Here is a 22,596-nt window from a genome sequence, read left to right on the forward strand (position 1 = left end):
TTGATTTTAGGAGGGATATATTTTTATCCAAATCTACTCATTTATAATAATAAATCTCAACCTCAGAACCATTATAAAAAAAGGTCGTAAAGAAAAACAAACAGTACCTTGCGTTACATAGTACCTTATCATATATTTGCCTCAACATTATAACGGGATCATCATGAAAGTAGAAAACACACAAGTGCAGATGAGGAAGGGAATTCTCGAATTCTGCATCCTGGAGATTATCTCTCGTGGTGAAGTTTATGCGTCCGATATGTTGGAGGAGCTCACAGCGGCCAAGATGATCGTTGTGGAGGGTACCCTCTACCCCTTGCTCACCCGCCTGAAAAACGCACAGCTTCTGGAATACAATTGGGTTGAGTCCACCTCTGGCCCACCACGAAAGTATTATCGCCTCACCGAGACCGGCAAGGAGTTTCTTGAGCAGCTCCGGAACACCTGGTCCGAATTAGTTGACTCCACTGAATACATTATCCGAAACAAGAAAGCCCAGTAATCATGAAAAAGAATATAAGTATAAACTTGCAAGGCATAATCTTCCAGATCGAGGAAGATGGGTATGAGCAACTTAGTCGCTACCTTGCCTCTATCAGAACATACTTTTCTAACTATGAGGGGCACGAGGAGATAGTAGCCGATATTGAGGCCCGTGTGGCTGAGATCTTCTCGGCCAGAGTATCACCGGCCAAACAGGTGATTACACAGGAAGATGTGCAATACCTGATCATGCGCATGGGTAATGTAACGGATTTCGAGGTGGAGGAGCCACTGGAGGAGGAAGCCTACACAACCGCTGGCGCAGGCGCTGGAACAGAAGCAGGTGCTGGCGCAGCATATGTGCATGCCACAGCAGGTACTAGAAAGCTGTTCCGCGACATGAATAACAAAGTAATTGCCGGTGTGTCTTCTGGCATTGCCAACTACCTGAGTGTGGATCCACTCTGGATCAGGCTATTCTTTGTACTCTTGGTGCTCTTAGGAGTGGTTTCTGCTGGTGTATCGGCAGCAACAGGCGTAATCATCTATAGTATACTTTGGATTGCCATGCCCGAGAGCAGCGTACTGCCTGAAAACAAGGTCCGTAAGCTGTTCCGCGACCCGGACGACAAGAAGCTGGCTGGGGTTTGTAGCGGTATTGCCAAATACTTCGGAGTAGATGTAGCCGTAATCAGATTGCTTTTCTTGGTCTCTATCTTTCTGGGCGGCTTTGGTATACTAGCCTACATTGTGCTTTGGATTGCCATGCCCGAGGCTGTAACCCTTACGGAGCGTATGCAGATGCAGGGCGACCCGGTGACACTGGCTGGCATTGAGCGCACGCTAAAGGACAACCTGAACATGCGCGACAGTAACGGCGAGGAAAGTACACTGGCAAAAATCTTACTGTTGCCTATCCGATTAGTAGCTCAGGTTATCAACTGGCTGGGCAGAGCACTTGGCCCCATTTTGGCCTTCTTCATTACCCTGATTCGTGTGGCGGCCGGTGTTATACTCCTGGTGGTTTCTATTGGCCTAACTGTTGCCCTCTTCTCCACTTTTTTTGTATCTCTTGGTTTGATTGATGAGGCGCAGTACATTCAAATTGGTGATTTCCCAGCCTCCGTTATGCTCGGAGGCTTTCCCAGGCTCGGATTGGTGGCAGGCTTCTTTGTAGGTCTTATTCCGCTGATACTATTGATGGTGTTAGGAGTAAGCTTGCTGATCAAGAGAACCTTCATGAAGCCAATTGTTGGCTGGTCGATGTTCGGTGTGTGGCTGGTAGCCCTGTTCACTATGATCGCTACCATCGTTATGTTCAGCAACAACTTCCGACGTAGCGGAGAAGTAGTCACAAGTAAAACAGTACCAGTGGGTAATATAGGCACCCTCACCCTCGATGCCTATGATACAGGCCTGAACTACAACAGAGTATACATCGAAGTACAGGAAGGCAGTAGCCCTGATGTGGAGATTGTGCAGCGCATTGAAGCAAAAGGCAAAACAGAGGAAGAGGCCAAGGCAAATGCCCGTATGGTTTCTTACCGCGCTGTACTTAACGACTCTACCTTACGCTTTGACGACAGCTATGAGTTTAAAGAAGGAGCCACTTTCCGGGATCAGGAACTTAGCCTGGTGCTGCGGTTACCAAAGGAGAAGCCACTGCGCTTAACACGCAACTTCGTTTACCTGCTTCCGAGCGCAGCTTTGGAAGGCAACTATGGCCAGGAGAAAATAGCCCGCAATACGTGGCAGGTAAGCGGCGACCGCTTAGTTTGCCTTACCTGTGCCGCTGATACGCTCGATACTGAAAGTGACTTTAGCAGTGATAGCGGCGAGTTTAACATGGATCTCAATATGGATGAAGATATGAGCTCCATCGAAATGCGTGGCAGTGTATTATTAGATGAAAAGGAGTACAGCAGCAATTCCCGCTCTTTCAACTTCCGCGACTTTAACCGCATCACCATCAGCGGGCCTTACCACGTGCAACTACGCCAGGGTAGCAGCTACCGTGTAGCTGTGCGTGCAGCGAAAGATGAGTTAGAGCGCATGAAGCTGGACCAGCAGGGAAACGAGCTTGAAATCAGGACAGAGCAGAAATATTTCCGTCTGTTCGATGACAGAAAACCGGTGCTGATTCAGATTACAGCTCCAGATATCAATAACATTGAACTGAATGGGGCTATAAAAGCAGATATAGGTAACCTTAAAGCTGATAACCTTAAGATGAGTCTTTCAGGCGCCATTCAAACTTTGGCAAACTTGAATGTACGCAACCTGAGTGTAGACGCCTCTGGAGCCACTATCAGCAAGTTTACAGGCAAGGCTGATCGCTTTGAGCTGGACGCTACCGGTGCATGCGGTATAGATGCAGACAACCTGGAAGCCCGCTATGTAGATGTAGACGTAACCGGTGCAGGCGTAGCCGAAGTCTATGCAACCAATACCCTGCGTGCCGATGCCTCCGGCACCAGCCGCATCGTATACCGCGGCAACCCATCCGACACGATCATTGATAGTTCGGGGCCTAGCAGCGTAAGACGACGTTAAGCTTAAAATTCAAGTATAAAGCTGGCTGAGCTTCACCCTCTCAGCCAGCTTAAACAAACCGCCATTAAGTACAAAATAAAACTACACTAACCCCGCTAGGTAACTATGAGAAAAACAGCTCAACTACGCCTGTCACTCCTGATACTTGTTGCCTGTGCGGGTCCTGAAACAATTACCAACAGTAACGGCAACGTGCAAACAGATAGTACCGACAAAGTTCAGATCATGCTGTTGGGCACCTTTCACTTCAATCAGTTTCATAATGCAGGCAACCCTGCCAGTAATTTCTTTAGCGAACAGCGGCAGCAGGAAATAGCCGAGGTGAACCAAGCTTTGAAGGCTTTTGCTCCTGATATGATCATGATTGAGCGAGAGCCAAAAACGCAGGCAACTCATGACAGCCTCTATCAATTGTATTTGAATGGAGAACTGAATCCAGAGGAGGTAGAAAACGGAGCAGGTGAAGTCTATCAGCTTGCTTTCAAGCTAGCTAAGAGCTTGGGCCAGGAGAAGCTGCACTGCGTGGATTATAACGAAAGCACCTCACAAGGCCTCCTAAGCTCTGGCGACAACATAGAGGTATTCCAGAACGGGCTGCAACATTTCCAGCAAACGACTAGAGGTGCTACCAGTAAATTTATGGAGGGCCAAACGACCTTTATGGAGTTTCTTTACTTCATGAACAAGCCAGAGATAGTTCAGCTATCGCACCAGCAGTTTTACAACCTCCCGGCTTATGTCCAGAATGGCTCTTTTAAAAGTTATGAAGGGCTTAACAGGAGCACGATTGACACTACACAGATTGGAGCAGAGTTTATTGCGCTGTTTTACGAACGCAACCTGAAGATATATTCTAACATCTTAAATGCGCAAGTAAAGCACAAAGGCAAAAGAATACTGCTCATTATGGGCCAAACTCATATAGGCGTACTGCAAAATATTATTAAGAACAACCCTAACTATGAAATTGTGAGCACCAACTTATACTTGAAAGAGAAAGAAGTATAGTGCAAGAATATATAATATTATGCTATATCTACCCGTTAGGTATATACCTTCAGTAGTGTTTGTTTAGTTGTTTGAGTGATTCTGACGAAGCCCTACTGCCTTTTATGAATAGTAGAAAGGTATAGGCTTCGTCAAACTCATCCCTCTTCTTCCCTTTCCTCCTAGTATTTTCCCGAAAATTGGGATTTGCACATGCACAGGCTGTTCTGGGAAAGAGTAAGTGTATATAACTAGCGTTACTATGCAGGCAGCAGCTACTCATTGTGCACCATAGTAAGAACAGCCTGGAAAAAGCGAACCTTGCTACTCTCCTTTTCCTTGAACAGCTTTATTGCTTACAACCTCCAGTCCCTTCTGCTCACCCAGATTCAACATAAAAGTATAGGCCTCTTCGAACTCGTTTTTCACCTTTCCTTCCAGAATTGCCTCCGTCAGCGCCTCCTTAATTTCACCTACTGCTTTAGATGGCTTCAGCCCAAAGGTTTCCATAATGATTTCGCCAGTGATTACAGGCTGGAAGTTGCGTAGTTTATCGCTTTCCTCCACCTCTACCAGTCGCTTCTCCACCTTATCGAAGTTTTGCAGGTAGCGCTTTACTTTGATATCGTTCTTGGAAGTGATGTCGGCACGGCAAAGCTTCATGAGCGCATCAATGTCGTCGCCAGCTTCAAACAGGAGCCTGCGTATCGCAGAGTCAGTCACTGTTTCCTTTACCAGGGCAATAGGCCTCAGGTGCAGGCGCACAAGCTTTTGCACAAACTTCATGTGCTCATTCAGTGGCAGTTTCAGATCGCGGAACAAACGAGGCACCATACGGGCACCGCGGTCTTCATGGCCGTGGAAGGTCCAGCCGGCCTTTGGGTGATAGCGTTTTGTATCTGGTTTCGCAATGTCGTGCATAATAGCCGACCAACGCAGCCACAGGTCATCCGACACCTGGGCCACGTTATCCAGCACCTGCAATGTATGGTAGAAGTTGTCTTTATGAGAGTTGCCATTGATGGTTTCCACCCCCTGTAGCTCCACCATTTTCGGGAAGATCAGGTGCAGCAGCCCTGAGGCGAACAGCAGCTTAAAACCATAGCTAGGCACCGGTGAAAGTATAATCTTGTTTAGCTCATCAGTTATTCGCTCCTGGGACACAATTTTGATGCGTTCCTTATTATCAGTGATAGCATCAAAGGTATCGGGGTCAATATCAAAGCCCAGCTGAGAGGCAAAGCGAATAGCGCGCATCATGCGCAGGGGATCGTCAGAAAAAGTAATGCCAGGCTCCAGAGGAGTACGAATAATCTGCCGGCGCATGTCCTTCAAGCCTTCAAACTCATCGATTAGAGTACCGTAGCTGTCCCCGTTCAGGCTTATTCCTAAGGCATTGATGGTAAAGTCGCGACGCTTCAGGTCATCATCCAGTGTGCCCTGTTCCACCTCAGGCTTTCGTGAATGTTCCCGGTAGGATTCTTTGCGCGCGCCTACAAACTCCACCTCCCACTCTCCAGCACGCAGCATGGCAGTACCAAAATTCTTAAAAACAGATACCTTAGGTTTGTGAGGCAGCTTTTGTGCCACTTGCGTTGCCAATACTATCCCGTCGCCTACGCATACTATGTCAATATCTTTTGATGGCCTTTTCAGTACCAGGTCCCTTACAAAACCACCTATCACATAGGCATCTACGCCCAATTCGTCAGCGGCCTCGGCTACAACTTTAAAAATAGGGTGCTCGGGTAACTGTACTTTATCCATCATGCTCTTAAAAATAAAAAAACCTCAGACGGCAGGGGTGCAGCCTGAGGCACAAAAATAAGTATAACCTGCTCAATTACGAAAACGGCTACATTTTAAGCTGGTTATACTCTGTTTACTAAACACTTATAATTTCAAAGAGCCGGCAGCAAGAACAAAGGCTACCTGTTTCCTGCGAAAAAAACTACTCACGCAACACAGTAAGCTTACCGTCGGCTTCTATTTTTACGATACGGGATGGCTTTGAGGCCATATCATCGTCCTGCCGCCAGTTTACCACAAAATCGACACGCTTTTTTATAGTATCGCTTACATCAGCAAAGGTTTTAGGAGAAGGCTGCCCGCTAATGTTGGCAGAAGTAGATACAATTGGCCTGCCTACCTGCCTGATAAGACGGTGGCAAAACTCATCATTCTGTACCACACGTATGGCAACGGTACCATCTTCTGCTATAACCTCCTTGGGTAAGTTTTGCGGTGAAGAAAAGACATAGGTAGTAGGGCGTTCCTGCTGCTTCACCATCTCCTCAAATCCCTCAGGCAAGTCTTTTACGTAACGCTGCAGCATTTCTTGGTCAGCCACGAGCAAAATCATGGCTTTCGACTCTTCCCGCTCCTTTATCTTGAAAATCTTGCGTACTGCATCGGCACTTTCGGCATCGCAGCCTATTCCCCAAACCGTATCGGTCGGGTACAGGACCACATTTCCGAGCAGTACTTCCTCCTCTGCCGCCTGCACCTCTTTTATTAACTGGTTCATAAACCTTATCGTTTACTGTCTTAGTGCTGTAGCTATCCTACTAAAGCACATTTATACTTTATACAATAATTGAACTGTTGGTACAGCAATTTACCTGATCTCCTGCGTAAGCTCAATCAAAACACCGTTGGCGCTCTTCGGGTGCACAAAGCAAACCAGCTTGTTATCGGCCCCCTTTTTAGGCTGCTCATTTAATAAAACAAAGCCTTCTTTTTTCAGCCGCTCCATCTCATCATATATATCTTCTACCTCAAAGGCAATGTGATGAATGCCTTCGCCCCGTTTCTCTATAAACTTGCTTATAGCGCTTTCGGGGGTGGTGCCTTCGAGCAATTCTATCTTTGTTTCACCTACTTTAAAGAAGGAGGTATTTACCCCCTCTGACTCCACATACTCTGTTTTATAAGGCTCTACGCCCAGCAGTTTGTAGTATAGTGCATTGGCCTCGCTGAAATCCCTAACAGCTATTCCTATATGTTCTACGTTTTTCATTTAGAGTTTGTAATTAGTCTAAGTAAAGAATTTTTGCTATTTTTGTGCCGGATTCAAAACTAATAATTTCTTCAAACTGTTAAGCTAACAGGACAAAACAAGAAACCTTATAGTTACTATGCTAACACTTCCGATATACTTGGATAACAATGCCACTACGCCGCTTGACCCGCGCGTGTTGGAGGCAATGATGCCTTACATGACAAATATGTTTGGTAACGCCGCCTCTCGTAATCACGCTTTTGGCTGGCAAGCAGAAGAGGCAGTGGATTATGCACGTGAGCAGATCGCGTCGCTGATCAATTGTTCTCCTAAGGAAATCATCTTTACTTCTGGCGCTACTGAATCAGATAACCTTGCTATAAAAGGTGTGTTTGAGATGTACGCTTCTAAAGGCAACCATATCATCACGGTTACTACCGAGCACAAGGCTGTGCTGGATACTTGCAAGCACATTGAGAAAATTGGTGGTAAGGTTACTTACCTTAAGGTGAACGACAAAGGTCTGATCGATCTGAAAGAGCTGGAAGAAGCTATCACCGATAAGACTATCCTTATCTCTGTAATGTATGCCAACAACGAGATTGGTGTGATTCAGCCAATTCGTGAGATCTCTGCTATTGCTAAAAAGCGTGGTATTTTGTTCTTTACAGATGCGACCCAGGCTGTAGGTAAAATACCAGTGGACGTAGAAGCTGATGGCATTGACCTGATGGCTTTCTCTGCCCACAAAATGTATGGCCCTAAGGGTGTTGGTGCACTGTATGTGCGTCGTAAAAACCCACGTGTTAAAGTTACTGCCCAGATGGACGGTGGCGGACATGAGCGCGGCATGCGTTCAGGTACATTGAACGTACCTGGTATTGTTGGCCTTGGCAAAGCTGCTGAAATTGCTAAGCAGGACATGGAAGCCGATACCAAGCGTATTGCAGCCATGCGTGACAGATTAGAGCGTGAACTTCTTACAATTGAGGAGTCTTATGTGAATGGTTCTACTGAGCACCGTCTGCCACACGTGTCTAACATCTCTTTCAAATATGTAGAAGGTGAAGGCCTTATGATGGGTGTGAAGGATTTGGCTGTATCTTCCGGATCTGCCTGTACCTCAGCCTCTTTGGAGCCATCTTACGTATTAAAAGCACTAGGTCTTAGCGATGACCTAGCTCACTCTTCGCTGCGTTTTGGTTTGAGTCGCTTTACTACGGACGAGGAAATTGACTTTGCCATCGACCATGTAAAAGAGGCTGTGGCCAAACTTCGTGAGCTTTCTCCGCTGTGGGAAATGTTCAAAGAAGGTATTGACCTTGACACTATTGAGTGGGCAGAACACTAAGAGGAATTTGGTCAGGAGTAAGTAGCGACTTGTTATTTACACTTGATTAGTAGTTCATCATCATTAACCAGTAAAAAATATAGCTATGGCTTATTCAGATAAAGTAATCGACCATTATACCAACCCACGTAACGTTGGTACCCTTGATAAAGCAAAGAAAAACGTAGGTACCGGCTTAGTAGGTGCCCCTGAGTGTGGTGACGTTATGCGTCTTCAGATTGAGGTAGACGAGAACCAAATCATCACCGACGCTAAATTTAAAACGTTTGGTTGTGGTTCAGCAATCGCCTCTTCTTCACTAGCTACTGAGTGGCTGAAAGGTAAATCTGTTGACGAGGCGCTTGCCATAGACAACATGGCCATCGTGGAAGAACTGGCTCTTCCGCCAGTGAAGATCCACTGCTCTGTACTTGCAGAAGATGCCATCAAAACTGCTATCAACGACTACAGAGTGAAAAACGGCCTTCCAGAACTGGAAATGCCTAAGTCTCACCACTAAGAAGCCCAGACTCCATGGAGTCAACTACGGATGTGCACGTTGAAAGTGCCCGTATTCAAAAGCAGATTGAGCACCACTTAGGCATAAGCGGTAACAGTCTGCTTTTTGAATTCAGGCAGCTCGACAACAAAACGCGCCTCGACCTGATCACGGTTAACCCGCGCCACCACCAATCGTTCCTGCTACACTCAGAAGTGGGCTACGATAAACTGGAAGTGTTGCGCAAAATGCTGAGCTACGTGCAAAGCTACCGAGACCAGGAAAGTTCTTTTACTGTGCAGTGGATTGCCCGTGATGATAAAGAGTTGAACACCTCTTACTTTAGGGCACGTAATATGTATGAGGCGTTAGATAAATTATACTATGGCAGAGACATGAACACTATCACAGTTTTCAGTATAGTGCTAAATCCTGTCTCCTAATTAATAATAAGTTATGATCACAGTATCAGATAAAGCAAAAGAGAAGGTATTTAAGCTGAGACAAGAAGCTCAGCTCGACGAGAAATTCCGTTTGCGTGCCTCTGTTACAGGTGGTGGCTGCTCAGGTCTTTCCTATAACCTCGACTTTGATGACGAGGTAAAGCCGATGGATCAGGAGTTCGAAGACAAAGGTGTGAAGGTTGTGGTAGATATGAAGAGCTTCCTGTACCTGGCAGGTACAGAGCTAGACTTCTCCGATGGCCTGAACGGTAAAGGCTTTTTCTTCAACAACCCGAATGCCTCACGTACCTGTGGCTGTGGCGACAGCTTTTCGGTATAAGCTAATACCATCTATCATAAAAAAAGCCCTGCTATATCAAGCTGGGCTTTTTTTATGATGACTGAGCTGCAATGACCAGATGTAGTTATTTGAATGAATGCAGGATGTTGGTATTTTACTTTTATCCTGCCACTTAATAGTTAAGCAACAACACCTACTGCATCTTACTACTACATAAAGAAGAAGCCCAGGCTAATTAAAACAAGCTGGGCTTCTTCTTTATGTAGTTACGTTTATCGCTTTACAAACCGGCTGGTGTGGCGTTTGCCCGTTTCAGCTAACAACACCAGTACATAGGTTCCTTCTTCCATGCTACTAACATCAACAGTATGTTGCCACGCATCTGCCTGAAGCTGCTGCTCTTTCAACTTCCGCCCCATCACATCCATTACGAAAGCTTGGTGTAGACGCATATCAGCATTTATTTGTAGCTGGTGAGTTGTTATAGTTGGAAAAACCTTCACCTCTTGCGCCACTTTACGAGCCACAACAGCAACAAACGAGTAGGTGTAACTTCCATCCTCACCCACCTGCTTCAGCCTGTTATAAGCTGTTCCTGCAAAAGGGGCCTCATCTCTGAAAGTATAGTTTACTGTTTGCACCGTAATGCCATGTCCCACAACTGTACCTATACCCTCAAAGGAAATGCCATCAGAACTTCTTTCTACTACGAAGTGGCTATTCTGATCCTGACTTGCTGTTTGCCAAAACAGTTCTACAAATATATCTTTAACTTTTGCTCTGAAGAACGATAATTCTACAGGTATGGGTGTAGGTGTTTCTACCACCTGCGTGTACCATTTCACTGGTACCTCATCAATAGCAAGGCCATGGTCTGCCTCTACTTCATCTGCGTCTTTCCAGCGCAACATCAGGTAATAACCTTCCGTCACCTCTAATTGCAAGATTGCTTCAAGCATCCTCCTTTTATCTGCAGCGTTGCCATTCAGCGCAGTACCCTCCGTTCCAAACTTTGCCCCGTAGAACTTTAGCTCAGGCACCTCAGTGCACCCTATGTTTGATTTAGGGGAAGTATTAAAGCCACCCTGCTCGCTACTGATAGCGTACCAAAAAGAAAGCACATGTTGCCGTGCCGTTTTATTGATAAGTCGCCATTGCTCACCAGTATAATTTACGCTTATACTGCCAAAGAAAGCCCTGGCACTCATATCTTTGGCAGTATAAGCGTAAGTTCAATTTTATCAGGCTCTTAAACGTAAGCTAACAGAAAGGGAAGGAGAAAGCCCTTGCACTAGACACTTTGATGATGTCGCCCCCAAGCAAGCCCTTCCCTTTCTCTTCATCTTAAAAGCCTGGACAGTACCCCATCCGCAGGCATGAGTGAGTGTAGGCCCGGAAGATGAATGTTTTTTGTCCACTTTAGTCCCTTTCAGCTATGAAGAATTTACTCTGTCAGAACCTGGGCGTCGATGTGGGCAAAGACGCTCTGGATGTGGTGCGACATTCCTTCACTTTTGCTGGGGTCGATCTTACCCTATGTTCTACCGCCTGCACTTGCCGGCTGTTACCTTTGCTGCAGCAAACATGCCCTGCACCGGGATGCGTCAGCAGCTAGTAATATAAGAAATAAGGCGGTCGGGCAGACCGTTTCAGCTTGGGAGATATACGGTCGCAGTAGCCAGGTAGCCCAGGAATCCAACCTGCTTTAGCGGGGGGAATGTCAACTCCACCGACTTGATTGTACTTCCTGTATTATTCTGCAACAGCAACATATAAAGGAGCTCACCGGCTTTGGCTGATGCTATTGACCCCAAAGCTCTATCTGTTGAACCTGTAGAACCATAGCTAATAAGTCTACCGGTATTACCGGAGCCATTATTAGCTGTAATAATGTTGTTAGATACAGAGCGATATACAGACCAACCTGGAAGGTAATAACTACCACTCTCCCAAACAGCAGTTTCAGAAGCAGGCAGTTCATCAAAGTTTTGAGTGTACTGGTTTTGGCGCTGCCCCATTCCTATTTGAGCTTCAGCAGTTGATGCTAATAATAGAAAAGTGCCGCAAAAAACATCAGATCGCTTTATAAAAGTAAAAGTTTTTTTCATTGGCTTGAAAAGGGTGATTGGTTAATTCTTAGCACTTAAGGATTCAATAACGCAGCTCAAACTCATTGATTCCTATTATAATCAAGTTGATTATAAATATTTTTCTAAAGCGATTTAACATGCCGCAATAGAATAAAAGGAAGTCATAGCCATAAAGTCCAAAACACCTGATTATAGTTAATAGCATTCATTATAGCTGTAAATTCCAAAGCTTTTCCTGCACAAAAACTGAACGATTCATAATAGATACACTCAATAATGGTATACAATTAATCGATTTGATCGATAGACATAGTTACTATACTTTTGAGGCATCAATAAAACAGAAGTCAAAGCACCTTATCATGAACGAGAAAAAAAAAAACACCAGACTTACGACTGCCTCAGGAAGACCAATCTATGAGTATGAAGACAGCCAGACGGCTGGACCTAGAGGACCAGTGTTACTGCAGGATTATATTCTGCATGAGAAGCTAGCACACTTCAACCGTGAGCGCATACCAGAGCGCGTGGTGCATGCTAAAGGTTCAGGGGCTTATGGTACCTTTACTGTAACAAACGATATTACGAAATATACTAAGGCTAATCTTTTCAGTGAGATTGGTAAAGAAACAAGAATTTTCCTTCGCTTTTCTACTGTAGGAGGCGAGAAAGGCAGTGCCGATGCAGAGCGTGATCCTAGAGGGTTTGCTTTAAGGTTCTATACCGAAGAAGGTAACTGGGATTTAGTGGGCAACAATACTCCGGTTTTCTTCATCAAAGATCCTAAGAAGTTCCCAGACTTCATCCACACACAGAAGCGTGATCCTTACACCAACTGTAAAAGTGCAACCATGGTATGGGACTTCTGGAGCCTGAATCCAGAAAGCTTACACCAGGTAATGATACTGATGAGCGACCGTGGAACACCTGCTTCTTACCGCCACATGCATGGCTTTGGTAGCCACACTTTCTCGTTCATTAATGCCGAAAATGAGCGCTTCTATGTTAAGTTTCACTTTAAGACGCTGCAAGGCATCAAAAACTTCACAGATGAAGAAGCTACACGCATGAAAGGTATTGACCCTGATCATGCTCAGCGAGACTTAGTAGAGTCAATAGATCGCGGCGACTTCCCTAAATGGACCATGAAGGTGCAAATAATGCCAGAGGCGGAAGCTGCAACTTATAAGTGGAATCCTTTTGACCTGACAAAGGTGTGGTCTCAGAAAGACTATCCGCTGATAGATGTTGGTGTGATTGAGCTAAACGAGAACCCTGATAACTTCTTTGCACACGTTGAGCAAGCAGCATTTGCTCCAGCTCACGTAGTCAATGGCATCAGCTACTCACCTGACAAAATGCTACATGGTCGTCTGCTGTCTTATCCGGACGCGCAGCGTTATCGCTTGGGTGCTAACTATGAGCAGATTCCGGTTAACCGCTGCCCTTATATGGTAGCCAACTATCAACGAGACGGACAGATGCGCACTGATGGCAACGGTGGTGGCAAACCAAACTACTTCCCGAACAGCTTTGATGATGTGTACACAGATGAGAAGTTCAAGCAGCCTGCTGAGGACTTAGGGCACCATGTAGTAGCCGATTGGTATGATCGCAACGCTGCCGGGGAAAACGATCATTATACACAGCCAGGAGACCTATTCCGCCTGATGACTCAGGAAGAAAAGCAAAACACTGTTAGCAATATTATAGGCTCCATGAAGGGTATCAGCGGCGAAAAGCGTGACCTTATCGTTAACCGCCAGCTGTGCCACTTCTTCCGTGCTGATATCAGCTTAGGCATTGCTGTAGCACAAGGCTTAGGAGTTGATATAAGCCAGCATGCTACAGGAAATGTGCATGCTAATTAATTTACACTTGTAGTAACGCGTGATATATGGGGGATGGAAGCACCGGCGAAAGCTGGTGCTTCTTCTTTTTAAGGTAGTATAGTTTATGTACAATTACTTAGCAACTCTAATTTTCACTTTCCAGTGGTACGCCTTCTGCTGAAGGCAAAATTGTGCAGAATTACGGTGCAATATGATTCGGAACTTAATGGGCTTGACAGATGTACTAGAGTAGCTACATGAAAGTATGTTCATGTATTAATCACATCTAATATTACAATCACATGAGTACCTATAAAGTGCGCGCTGACCAGAAGATGTTGGAGAGAACAGCTTATGTACTTAAATGCGTGGCACACCCTGTACGCATCAGCATAATAGACTTACTGGAACAAAGCGAGCGCCTGACAGTAACGCAGCTACAGGAAGTACTACAGATTGAGCAGTCTTTACTATCTCATCACCTTACTAACATGCGTGATAAAGGAATAGTGGATACCCAGCGCGAGGGTAAGAACGTGTACTACTCCCTTACCGATCATTCAATAACTAATATCATCAGCTGTATTCAAAGCTGTAAAATTTTCAACAAACAATAATTAGTTAGCTAGGCATATAAACCTGCTTTTTGAAGAATGTTCTGAGCCGGAACTTTGTTACATTTACCTAGAAAGCAGATATTATACTTATGCGAACTTTCATACTAGTAATATTGGCGGCTATACTTTTTAGCTGCACCACCACGCAGCCTCAGGGCCCTGTGCAAGTACACTCTATGTCTCCGGATGAGTTTAAGGAGCAAAGAATGAGTAACAAAACAGTATTGCTTGATGTGCGTACGCCTGGAGAATTTGCTAGTGGGCACCTGGATGGTGCGATAATTTCAGACTTTCGGGGTGGTGAGTTTGCCAAAGACATGGCCAACTGGGATAAAGACAAAGTATACTACCTGTACTGTGCCTCCGGTAACCGCAGCGGGCAAGCTGCCGAACTCATGAAACAGGCAGGTTTTAAGCATATCTATAATCTGGGTGCCTATAAAGAATTGAAAGAAGCAGGCTTGCCAACTGAAACTGGAAACATTGATAATCAGTAGCATTCTTGACTCTACTAATAAGAAAGGCCTGGACTACTCCGTTCCAGGCCTTTTTTATTTACTACGCTCCTCAACCTTACCCCTCCCCGTCGCATTACCCTAAGCCTGTAGTATTGAGACCGCAGTTTAGGCCTATAAAATGATTATAATCCTAAATTTCTTGCAGTATCGCTATATCTTGATGTATCTTGAAGCGGAATTGGAGAAGAAGAAGTATGCGCGTACTACACACATCAGACTGGCATCTGGGCCAGCGCCTTGTTAACCTCGAACGCACCGAAGAACACCAGCACTTCCTGGACTGGCTGCTGCAAACCATAGAGCAGGAGCAGGTGGAGGTTCTTCTTATGTCCGGCGATGTGTTTGACAACGGTTCTCCTTCCAACACGGCCTTAAAGCAGTATTACAACTTCTTAACTAAAGTATGCGCCACCTGCTGTCGACATATCATCATTACGGGCGGCAACCACGACGCTGTTTCTACTCTTAATGCGCCCAAAGAGCTGTTAGAGTGCTTTAACATCCGTATAGTTGGCGGTGCCTCTCCTAACCCTCTGGATGAGCTGCTTGAGCTTAAGAATGAGCAAGGAGAGATTGAGCTTGTGGTTTGTGCCGTACCTTTCCTCCGCGACCGGGATATACGTTTATCTGTGCCGGGCGAGAGTTTTGAAGAGCGGGAGCAGCGCATAAAGCAAGGTATAGCTGCGCACTACGAGGCTTTTGTGCCCCATATACAAGCATATAAGGCTGAGGGAACACCGATAGTAGCCATGGGGCATTTGTTTGCTGCAGGCGGCTCTGCCTCAGAGAGCGAGAAGGAAATACATGTAGGCAATCTAGGTCAGATAGGGGCTGACCAGTTTCCGCAGGAGTTCAACTATGTAGCCCTTGGGCACCTGCACCGCCCGCAAAAAGTAAACAACAAACATCATATCCGCTACTCTGGTTCTCCTATACCACTCAGCTTTAGTGAGGTAACAGATACCAAAGTTGTTTTTATACTTGATTTTGAAGAAGGACAGCTGAAAGAACTTCGGGAAGTTGAGATTCCATGTTGCCGGAAATTAGTACGTTTCAAGGGTAGCCTGGAGAAGGTAAAACAACAAATTGCTGTTTACGACAACAGCTCATACAAGCTTACAGCCTGGGCTGAATTACAGGTTGAACTCCAAGCACCCCTCCCCGACCTGAACCAGCAGCTGGACGAGGTATTGCAATCGAAAAAGGATGAACTGCAACTCCTTATCCACCGGCCTCCTATCATACAAAAAGCCACGCAAACGCTTGAACAACAGGTACAGGAAGAGGTTGATTTGCATAGTCTGCGGGAGAAAGACGTATTCCTGAAGCGCTGCCAAAGTGCTTTCCCGGATTCTGACCATTCAGAGCTTTTAGCTACATTCTCAGAGCTGCTGGAGCTGATGGGGCAGGAAGAAGAAAGCTAAGCGCAGGCAATTACATCATTGGCTATCAAGGTTAATTAACCCAAAAATTCTTTCTCTAAAGTAAATTTTTCCTCCTCGCTTGATGTTCTAAGAACAGACGGGGCATTCCGCGGCTACTCACAGCCCCGTATCAACACCTAGCTCATACTCATGAGCTAGCACCCCTTTATTTCTATCAATAAACAGATTAAAACATGAAGAAGGTACACTTACTGTGGCTTTCTCTGGCTTTACTGTTTACCTCATGCTCTAAGGCAGACGAGGTAGAGAGCCTGAAAGAAAACCACACCACAAGCTTAGTAGCCGAAAATAGTTATGAATTAGAGCAACCACAGGATCTGGATGTGTTGCTAAAGGATATTGGCAATCCCCGCTATGTGCTCTTGGGCGAGGCATCACACGGAACAAAAGAATATTATACCTGGCGGGCAGAAATCACCAAGAGGCTTATCGAAGAGAAAGGCTTTAATGTGATAACTGTAGAGGGAGACTGGCCCGACCTATATAAACTAAACCAGTATATAAAAGGCACAGAACAAGCCGGTGCAAGCGCAGAGGCCATTATGCAGACATTTGACCGCTGGCCAACATGGATGTGGGCCAATGAGGAAATGGCAGAGCTAACTGAATGGCTAAAGCAGCATAACAATGGTCTTTCTGCCTCACAGCAGGTTGGTTTATATGGCATGGATGTGTATAGCCTATGGGATTCGCTGGATGAACTGGAGCAATACCTCAGGAAAAACAACACAGAACTGCTGCCACAGCTGCAGAAAGTAAAGAATTGCTTTGCACCTTATGCTCAGGATGAGCAGCGTTATGGATATGAGGCATCGCGTGGGACTGCTAGTTGTGCCGATGAACTAGCTATTCTACTAGAGGATGTTCAAAAGCACGTGGCACAGAAAGCAATCCCCACAGAAGAGGATTTTGATGCCAGCCAGAACGCTTTGATTGCTGCCAATGCCGAAGATTATTACAGCGAAATGTACCAAAGCAATGCAGGTTCCTGGAACATTCGCGACAGGCACATGGTCAAAACCATCAACAGATTGGTTGACTTTTATGGACCATCTGCCAAAGTAATTGTGTGGGCGCATAATACGCACATCGGTGATGCCCGCGCAACTGATATGTTACAGTCTGGCACTGTGAACGTTGGTCAACTGGTGCGCGAAGAGCAGGGTGAAGAAAATGTTTATGCTGTCGGATTTGGTTCATACCAGAGTACTGTAGTGGCAGCCAACAAATGGGGCAACCCGGCTCAAATCATGCATGTGCCGCAAGGTATAGCTGGCTCCTGGGAAGCACTGCTGCATGGCATCAACCCAGCTAATAAAGTAGTATTGATGGAGAATCTTGCTGAGGATAACCGGTTGACTAAGCAAATCGGGCACCGAGCAATCGGAGTAGTATATAACCCGGGTTCGGAGCGAGGGAATTATGTGCCTTCGGTTTTGCCCGAGCGCTACAATGCTTTTATCTTTTTTGATAAGACGGAGGCCCTCAACCCACTAAAAACAGAGCTGGCACAGTAAATAAAATTCAAGTTTTCAGAAAGCTCATTCTCAAGAGAATGGGCTTTTTTGTTGTTAGCAGCCCCGTCCTACCTTCACATCTAAACAGGCTTCTCCTAAAATTTTTCAAATCTCTACCTCAATCTTTTATCTTTATGGTTCCATAGTACCAATCCACATGAAAATCCTATCTGTACGCTTCCAAAACCTGAACTCGCTGAAAGGTGAGCACGAGATCCGTTTCGACCAAAGCCCACTGGCAGAGGCGGGCTTGTTTGCTATAACTGGCCCTACAGGCGCAGGCAAAACTACCATTCTTGATGCGATAACAGTAGGCTTGTATGGCCTGGTACACCGCCACAGTAATGATAAACCACTTGAGCTCATGACGCGCCACACGGCCGAGAGCTTTTCAGAGGTTGAGTTTGAAGCTGATAGTAAACGTTACCGCGCAAAGTGGCATCTACGCCGCAGCCGGGGTAAAGTGGATGGTAACATTCAGCCGGTACATATGGAGCTATACTCTTTTGGAGAGGATACTTTATTCGACCTAAAACCAAGTGAAGTTCCGGGAAAAGTAGCCGAACTCTGTGGCCTAGATTACAACCAATTTCTGCGTTCGGTCATGCTTTCGCAAGGTGATTTTGCACGCTTCCTGAAAGCTAACCCAAACGAGCGCAGCAGTCTTTTGGAAAAAATCACCGATACGGGTATCTATTCTGAAATTTCCAAATTTGCTTATGAAAAGGCAAAGGACGAAAGGCTGAAGCGCGATGAGATGGAGCGACGGTTGCAGGATACACACCTACTACCTGAGGAGCAGCGTGTAGCTTATGAGCAAAGCGTAAAGGAGCTAATCGTACAGGAAACTGTACTTCAGGCCGATATTGTGCAACTACAGGCAAAGGTACAGTGGCTGCAGCAGGTAGCACAGCTACAGGCAAAGCAAGAGCAGCAGCACTCGGCTTTACAGGTACAGGAACAAAAGCTGGCACAGTTACAACCAGAGTTTATCAGGCTGAAGCAGCATGAGCAGGCGCACCAGTTCGTGGGTGAGCTGGCTGAAATCCGCAGTGCCAATAGTAAAGTAGCCGAGGTACATGAGGAGCTGCAAACGCTGCAGAAACGTGTACCTGCACTTGAAACTGAGTTGGAAGCCGCCGGAAAGATAGCCTCAGAGGCAACCAAGGCACATCAGCAGCAGGAAGAGGCCTTACAAAAACTGGAGCCTCTGCTGGCACAGGTTGCACGGCTAGATCATCAACTAAACAGCATTCGTGAATCCTACAGCAAGAACAAGACTGCTTATGTCACTTTTGAGCAACAACTAAAGCAGGAACAAGCACAGCTACAGGCAAAACAACTGCAGCTGGACAAGCTCACCCAAGAAGCTACTGAAATAAAAAACTGGCTGGAGCAAAATGCACAGTTGCAGGATTTGAAAGAGCACTTGCCGGAGTTTAAAGCCACCCTTCGCGACCTGCAGGAGGCAGAGCAACGCATAAAACGTAATCAGCAGGAGCAACAGGAGTTAAACAAACAGCGCCAGCAGGAAGCAAAGCAGTTAAACGACTTACAACTGCTTCAAGCGCAGCAGCAAACGCAGCAAGAGCAGCTTCACCAGCAGAAGGAGGAAAAACTTACCCAGTTAAAAGCTATACTTTCAGATAAAAGTATGGAAGAACTGGAGCAGACTGCGCAGTCGCAACCGGCGCTGGTAGCCAAGTATGAGCGCCTGCAGGAACTGGCGCAGCAACATACAACGCATACACAGAAGCTGCAAAACATAAACGAACTGCTGGAGCAACACACGCGGCAGGCAAAGGAAACAGCTGCCCAGCTAGAGGATTCGCAGGCCAAGTATAAGCAGGCAGAAGATCACCTGCAAACGCTCCAAAAGCTGGTACAACTGCAGCAACAGATTCAGCAGTATGAAGAGGCTCGCCATACATTGGTGAAGGATGAGCCGTGCCCACTCTGTGGTTCTACACATCACCCATTCGCTGACAATGGATATGCTTTCGATTTACCAGAGGAAGTGCAAAAGCGGGATAAGCAGCAGGTGCTAGTTAAGGAACTAGAGAAAAGTATAGGCCAACTACAGCTGCAGCAGAATGCTTTGGATCAAAAGCAGCAGGTAGGTTTTACTGCGAAGTCTGAGACAGAAAAAGAGCTTCAGCGCCTTAACCAACTATTTGAGCAGCTTTCGGAAGGGTTGCCACATACAGTTCATATTTCCGACATAAAACAACTGCAGCAGCTGTGTGAAGCTGAACAGAAAGCTGCCACAGCGCTACAGCAGCAACTAGCACAGGCCCGTAACCTCAGCCGCGACCTTGAAAACCTGAACCAGCAAGTACAGAAACTAAGAGAGGCACAAGTACAGGCACAGGCCACCTTCAACCAACTTCAGCAATCGGACAAGCTTTTGCACACGCAACTACAGAAGCTACAAAGTATACTTACAGATGAGCAGGAGCAGCAGCAGGTGCATACTGAAACAGCTGAATCCTTTGCTGCCAGCTTTGGGCTAAAGTATAAACCAGAAGAGCGCCATACATTGCTGCAAACGTTAGAGCAGCAGTCAGTAAGCTATGCGCAGAAGCAGCAGGCCCTAGAAAGCATGCGCGAAAAGTATATTGAACTGAAAGAGCTGGTAAAAAACCTGAAGAGCAATGTACAGCAGAAAGGTAAAGAGCTGGAAGAGCGAAAGCAGGTTCTGAAAGAAGAACACGAGCAGCTGACACAGCTCAAAACCGAGCGCCATACTTTGTTTGGTGAGAAAGAAACGGAGCAGGAGCGAAAGCTTGCCCAGCAGGAGCTTAAAGTACGTGCCCAACAGGCCGAGGAGGCACGTCGCCATCAGCTGCAAAAACAACAGGAGCTACAAGAAACACGTGCCCGCCAAGCAGATTGCCGCAACAAGCACCAACAGAATAAATCTGTACTAGATGAGCTGCGTGAAGGCCTACTGCATGTGCTGCAGCAGAAAGGAATAGAGACTATAGAGGCTCTTAGCCAGATGCTGCTCCACCGCGATGAAGCCGACCGCCTTGCTAACCTGAAGGCACAAACAGAGAAGCACCTGACTGAATTACGCAAGAGTGTGAACGATGTACAGCAGGAGTTGGCAGTGCTACAGGAGAAACAACTGACAGAGGAAAGTATGGAAGTCCTGCAAGGGCAGCATCAGCAAAAAACAGAACAACAGCGGGAGCTTATATCGCAGCGCGCACGCCACGAGCAATTACTCGAGCAGGATGCACAGCAGCGAGAGAAGAACAAAGAGCTAGCCGAACTGCTGAAAACGCAGCAATTAGTGTGTAATCGTTGGTCGCAGCTAGCCGACCTGATTGGCTCAGCCGATGGTAATAAGTTCAGCCGCTTTGCCCAAGGGCTTACACTGGCAAGGCTGGTGGAGCTGGCTAACCACCACCTGCAAAAGCTTAATGATAGGTACCGTATTCTCAAATCTTCAACAGAGGATCTGGAGCTGCTGATTTTGGACCTGTACCAGGCAGAGGCAGTGCGCCCTATGAATACTCTCTCCGGTGGTGAAAGCTTTTTAGTAAGTTTGGCGCTGGCACTGGGCTTGTCGGATCTGGCTGGCCGTCGCACCCAAATAAATTCGCTGTTTATCGACGAAGGCTTTGGCACCTTAGATGCCGATACCTTGGATGCCGCCATCTCTACTTTAGAGAACCTGCAGGCCAGTGGCAAAATGATTGGCATCATCTCGCATGTGGAGGCGCTGAAAGAGCGTATCAGCACGCAGATTAAAGTACAACGTCAGCCTGGAGGTGTGAGCAAGGTAGAAGTTGTAGGTTGGTAAGGGGCATCTTACCTGGAGCGCCTCCAGAAGCAATAGTTAAGTATAATTTTTTCATAATACCGATACTTAACTATTGCTTCTAAAATATTGGTTTGATTATATTGTATAATAGTTATATATCTACAAACCAATTAACCTAAAGTATGAAAACAAGCTTTACACAGATTTCCACCTTTCTACTCACATTAGTACTTCTTTGCTCTGGCTGTGCCTCTGGTTACAAGGTTGTCAGGCCTGAAGGTCTCCACTACAATGCACAGGCAGAAACTGACGGTGTCGTTTTTGATTACAAGTACGACGTATACACAGAAACAAAGAATAAAAAGTACGCAAGAGAGAGAAGAAAAAGATGGTGCAGGTAGTTGCGGTAAAGATTACCAATAACACTGGCCGTGTATTGGATGGCTCTCAGGATCTAAAGTTTTATGTGGGGCAGCAACAAGTAATGCCTATGGCGCCTGAGATTGTACACAACCTGATCAAGCAGAGCACTCCTTCCCATTTATTGTACTTACTACTTTTGCCTGTTAAATTTACTTCCAGCACTTCTGTGAACGGTGTAGAAACAGAAAGCAAATCATTTCCGATTGGGCTTATTCTTGGCCCGGCCTTAACAGGTATAAATATGGCCGTTGCCAGCTCTTCTAACAAGAAAATGCTGCAAGACTTACGAGTAAATGCCAAAGAAAGCCCTCGCCCTTGGGGCTTTAGCCAAGGGATGAATTTGGTTTTCTTTTTGAACCACTCGATGCGGTGCAGCATCCCTTCACTTTTGTTGGGTTCGATCTTACCCTATGTTCTACCGCCTGCACTTGCCGGCTGTTACCTTTGCTGCAGCAAACATGCCCTGCACCGGGATGTGAACGCAGCTAGTAATATAAGAAATAAGGCGGTCGGGCAGACCGTTTCAGCTTGGGAGATATACAATCGCAGTAGCCAGGTAGCCCAAGAATCCAACCTGCTTTAGCGGTGGGAATGTCAACAACCGGAAGATAATGCCGGGTGAAACAGTCTATGGAATGTTTGGCCTTGCTAACAGTGGATACAACCCTATCAAAATCAAAGTACAAGAATAACAACCCTGCTACTCCTTTTAAGGCTGGCGCGTCAAAAAGTGTCAGCCTTTTTTCATGAACAGCTAGAAGTAGAGAAAATACAGCGCTTCGTCT

The 22,596-nt window shown here is 46.1% G+C and carries 21 protein-coding genes; 16 read left to right on the top strand and 5 right to left on the bottom strand.

Going from position 1 to position 22,596, the window contains the following annotated elements:
• The first annotated feature begins 163 nt into the window (after nt 1-163).
• The 3 genes from PKOR_RS22255 (at nt 164) to PKOR_RS22265 (ending at nt 4,044) form a co-directional block, all read left to right on the top strand.
• On the top strand, nt 164-502 hold the full coding sequence (locus PKOR_RS22255) for a PadR family transcriptional regulator (protein WP_046313587.1): 339 nt from the start codon (nt 164-166) through the stop codon (nt 500-502).
• 2 nt (nt 503-504) lie between these two features.
• Entirely contained in the window at nt 505-3,036 is a 2,532-nt protein-coding gene (locus PKOR_RS22260) for a PspC domain-containing protein (protein ID WP_046313588.1), read from the top strand.
• Nucleotides 3,037-3,141: 105 nt separating this feature from the next.
• On the top strand, nt 3,142-4,044 hold the full coding sequence (locus PKOR_RS22265; RefSeq protein WP_052739030.1) for a DUF5694 domain-containing protein: 903 nt from the start codon (nt 3,142-3,144) through the stop codon (nt 4,042-4,044).
• 303 nt (nt 4,045-4,347) lie between these two features.
• Here the strand turns inward: PKOR_RS22265 and PKOR_RS22270 are convergent, their stop codons facing one another.
• From PKOR_RS22270 to mce, 3 genes are all read right to left on the bottom strand, one after another.
• Nucleotides 4,348-5,790 (bottom strand): CCA tRNA nucleotidyltransferase, encoded by a 1,443-nt coding sequence (locus PKOR_RS22270; protein WP_084694950.1) that lies wholly within the window; start codon nt 5,788-5,790, stop codon nt 4,348-4,350.
• Nucleotides 5,791-5,974: 184 nt separating this feature from the next.
• Nucleotides 5,975-6,550: an L-threonylcarbamoyladenylate synthase gene (locus PKOR_RS22275; RefSeq protein ID WP_046313591.1), complete on the bottom strand. Its 576-nt coding sequence runs from the start codon at nt 6,548-6,550 to the stop codon at nt 5,975-5,977.
• A gap of 90 nt (nt 6,551-6,640) precedes the next feature.
• Nucleotides 6,641-7,042, bottom strand: coding sequence for a methylmalonyl-CoA epimerase (gene mce / locus PKOR_RS22280; RefSeq protein ID WP_046313593.1), 402 nt, complete (start codon nt 7,040-7,042; stop codon nt 6,641-6,643).
• 118 nt (nt 7,043-7,160) lie between these two features.
• On the opposite strand from mce, the gene PKOR_RS22285 reads away from it, so the two are divergent.
• From PKOR_RS22285 to PKOR_RS22300, 4 genes are all read left to right on the top strand, one after another.
• The gene (locus PKOR_RS22285; RefSeq protein ID WP_046313594.1) at nt 7,161-8,375 is read left to right on the top strand and encodes an IscS subfamily cysteine desulfurase; all 1,215 of its coding nucleotides are present in this window, start codon (nt 7,161-7,163) and stop codon (nt 8,373-8,375) included.
• An 85-nt stretch (nt 8,376-8,460) separates the two neighbouring features.
• Nucleotides 8,461-8,874: a Fe-S cluster assembly scaffold IscU gene (iscU, locus tag PKOR_RS22290; RefSeq protein WP_046313596.1), complete on the top strand. Its 414-nt coding sequence runs from the start codon at nt 8,461-8,463 to the stop codon at nt 8,872-8,874.
• A gap of 14 nt (nt 8,875-8,888) precedes the next feature.
• Complete coding sequence (locus PKOR_RS22295; RefSeq protein WP_046313597.1) at nt 8,889-9,296, top strand: hypothetical protein; 408 nt, start codon at nt 8,889-8,891, stop codon at nt 9,294-9,296.
• Nucleotides 9,297-9,309: 13 nt separating this feature from the next.
• The gene (locus PKOR_RS22300; RefSeq protein WP_046313599.1) at nt 9,310-9,636 is read left to right on the top strand and encodes a HesB/IscA family protein; all 327 of its coding nucleotides are present in this window, start codon (nt 9,310-9,312) and stop codon (nt 9,634-9,636) included.
• Nucleotides 9,637-9,869: 233 nt separating this feature from the next.
• On the opposite strand, the gene PKOR_RS22305 is transcribed toward PKOR_RS22300, so the two are convergent.
• Nucleotides 9,870-10,805: a T9SS type A sorting domain-containing protein gene (locus tag PKOR_RS22305; protein WP_046313600.1), complete on the bottom strand. Its 936-nt coding sequence runs from the start codon at nt 10,803-10,805 to the stop codon at nt 9,870-9,872.
• A gap of 227 nt (nt 10,806-11,032) precedes the next feature.
• On the opposite strand from PKOR_RS22305, the gene PKOR_RS24930 reads away from it, so the two are divergent.
• Nucleotides 11,033-11,212, top strand: coding sequence for a hypothetical protein (locus PKOR_RS24930; RefSeq protein WP_148561776.1), 180 nt, complete (start codon nt 11,033-11,035; stop codon nt 11,210-11,212).
• A 34-nt stretch (nt 11,213-11,246) separates the two neighbouring features.
• Here PKOR_RS24930 and PKOR_RS22310 read toward each other — a convergent pair whose 3' ends face one another.
• Entirely contained in the window at nt 11,247-11,615 is a 369-nt protein-coding gene (locus PKOR_RS22310; protein ID WP_046313602.1) for a hypothetical protein, read from the bottom strand.
• Between the two features lie 434 nt (nt 11,616-12,049).
• Between PKOR_RS22310 and PKOR_RS22315 the strand changes: the two genes are divergently transcribed.
• The 8 genes from PKOR_RS22315 (at nt 12,050) to PKOR_RS22350 (ending at nt 22,394) form a co-directional block, all read left to right on the top strand.
• A complete protein-coding gene (locus PKOR_RS22315; RefSeq protein WP_046313604.1) occupies nt 12,050-13,558 on the top strand; it encodes a catalase in 1,509 nt (502 codons plus the stop codon).
• A gap of 263 nt (nt 13,559-13,821) precedes the next feature.
• Nucleotides 13,822-14,136 (top strand): ArsR/SmtB family transcription factor, encoded by a 315-nt coding sequence (locus PKOR_RS22320; protein WP_046313606.1) that lies wholly within the window; start codon nt 13,822-13,824, stop codon nt 14,134-14,136.
• An 89-nt stretch (nt 14,137-14,225) separates the two neighbouring features.
• Nucleotides 14,226-14,633, top strand: coding sequence for a rhodanese-like domain-containing protein (locus PKOR_RS22325; protein ID WP_052739031.1), 408 nt, complete (start codon nt 14,226-14,228; stop codon nt 14,631-14,633).
• A 215-nt stretch (nt 14,634-14,848) separates the two neighbouring features.
• Nucleotides 14,849-16,078 carry an exonuclease SbcCD subunit D C-terminal domain-containing protein gene (locus PKOR_RS22330; protein ID WP_046313608.1) on the top strand — a complete coding sequence of 410 codons (1,230 nt, stop codon included), beginning with the start codon at nt 14,849-14,851 and terminating at the stop codon, nt 16,076-16,078.
• 194 nt (nt 16,079-16,272) lie between these two features.
• The gene (locus PKOR_RS22335) at nt 16,273-17,616 is read left to right on the top strand and encodes an erythromycin esterase family protein (protein ID WP_084694885.1); all 1,344 of its coding nucleotides are present in this window, start codon (nt 16,273-16,275) and stop codon (nt 17,614-17,616) included.
• A 157-nt stretch (nt 17,617-17,773) separates the two neighbouring features.
• Nucleotides 17,774-21,427, top strand: coding sequence for an SbcC/MukB-like Walker B domain-containing protein (locus PKOR_RS22340; RefSeq protein ID WP_046313610.1), 3,654 nt, complete (start codon nt 17,774-17,776; stop codon nt 21,425-21,427).
• Nucleotides 21,428-21,570: 143 nt separating this feature from the next.
• Nucleotides 21,571-21,789, top strand: a complete 219-nt coding sequence (locus tag PKOR_RS22345) for a hypothetical protein (RefSeq protein WP_046313612.1) — start codon at nt 21,571-21,573, stop codon at nt 21,787-21,789.
• Complete coding sequence (locus tag PKOR_RS22350) at nt 21,777-22,394, top strand: hypothetical protein (protein WP_046313614.1); 618 nt, start codon at nt 21,777-21,779, stop codon at nt 22,392-22,394. The genes PKOR_RS22345 and PKOR_RS22350 overlap by 13 nt, the downstream gene beginning before the upstream one ends.
• Nucleotides 22,395-22,596 lie beyond the last annotated feature (202 nt).

Source organism: Pontibacter korlensis, assembly GCF_000973725.1.
Classification (GTDB): Bacteria; Bacteroidota; Bacteroidia; order Cytophagales; family Hymenobacteraceae; genus Pontibacter; species Pontibacter korlensis.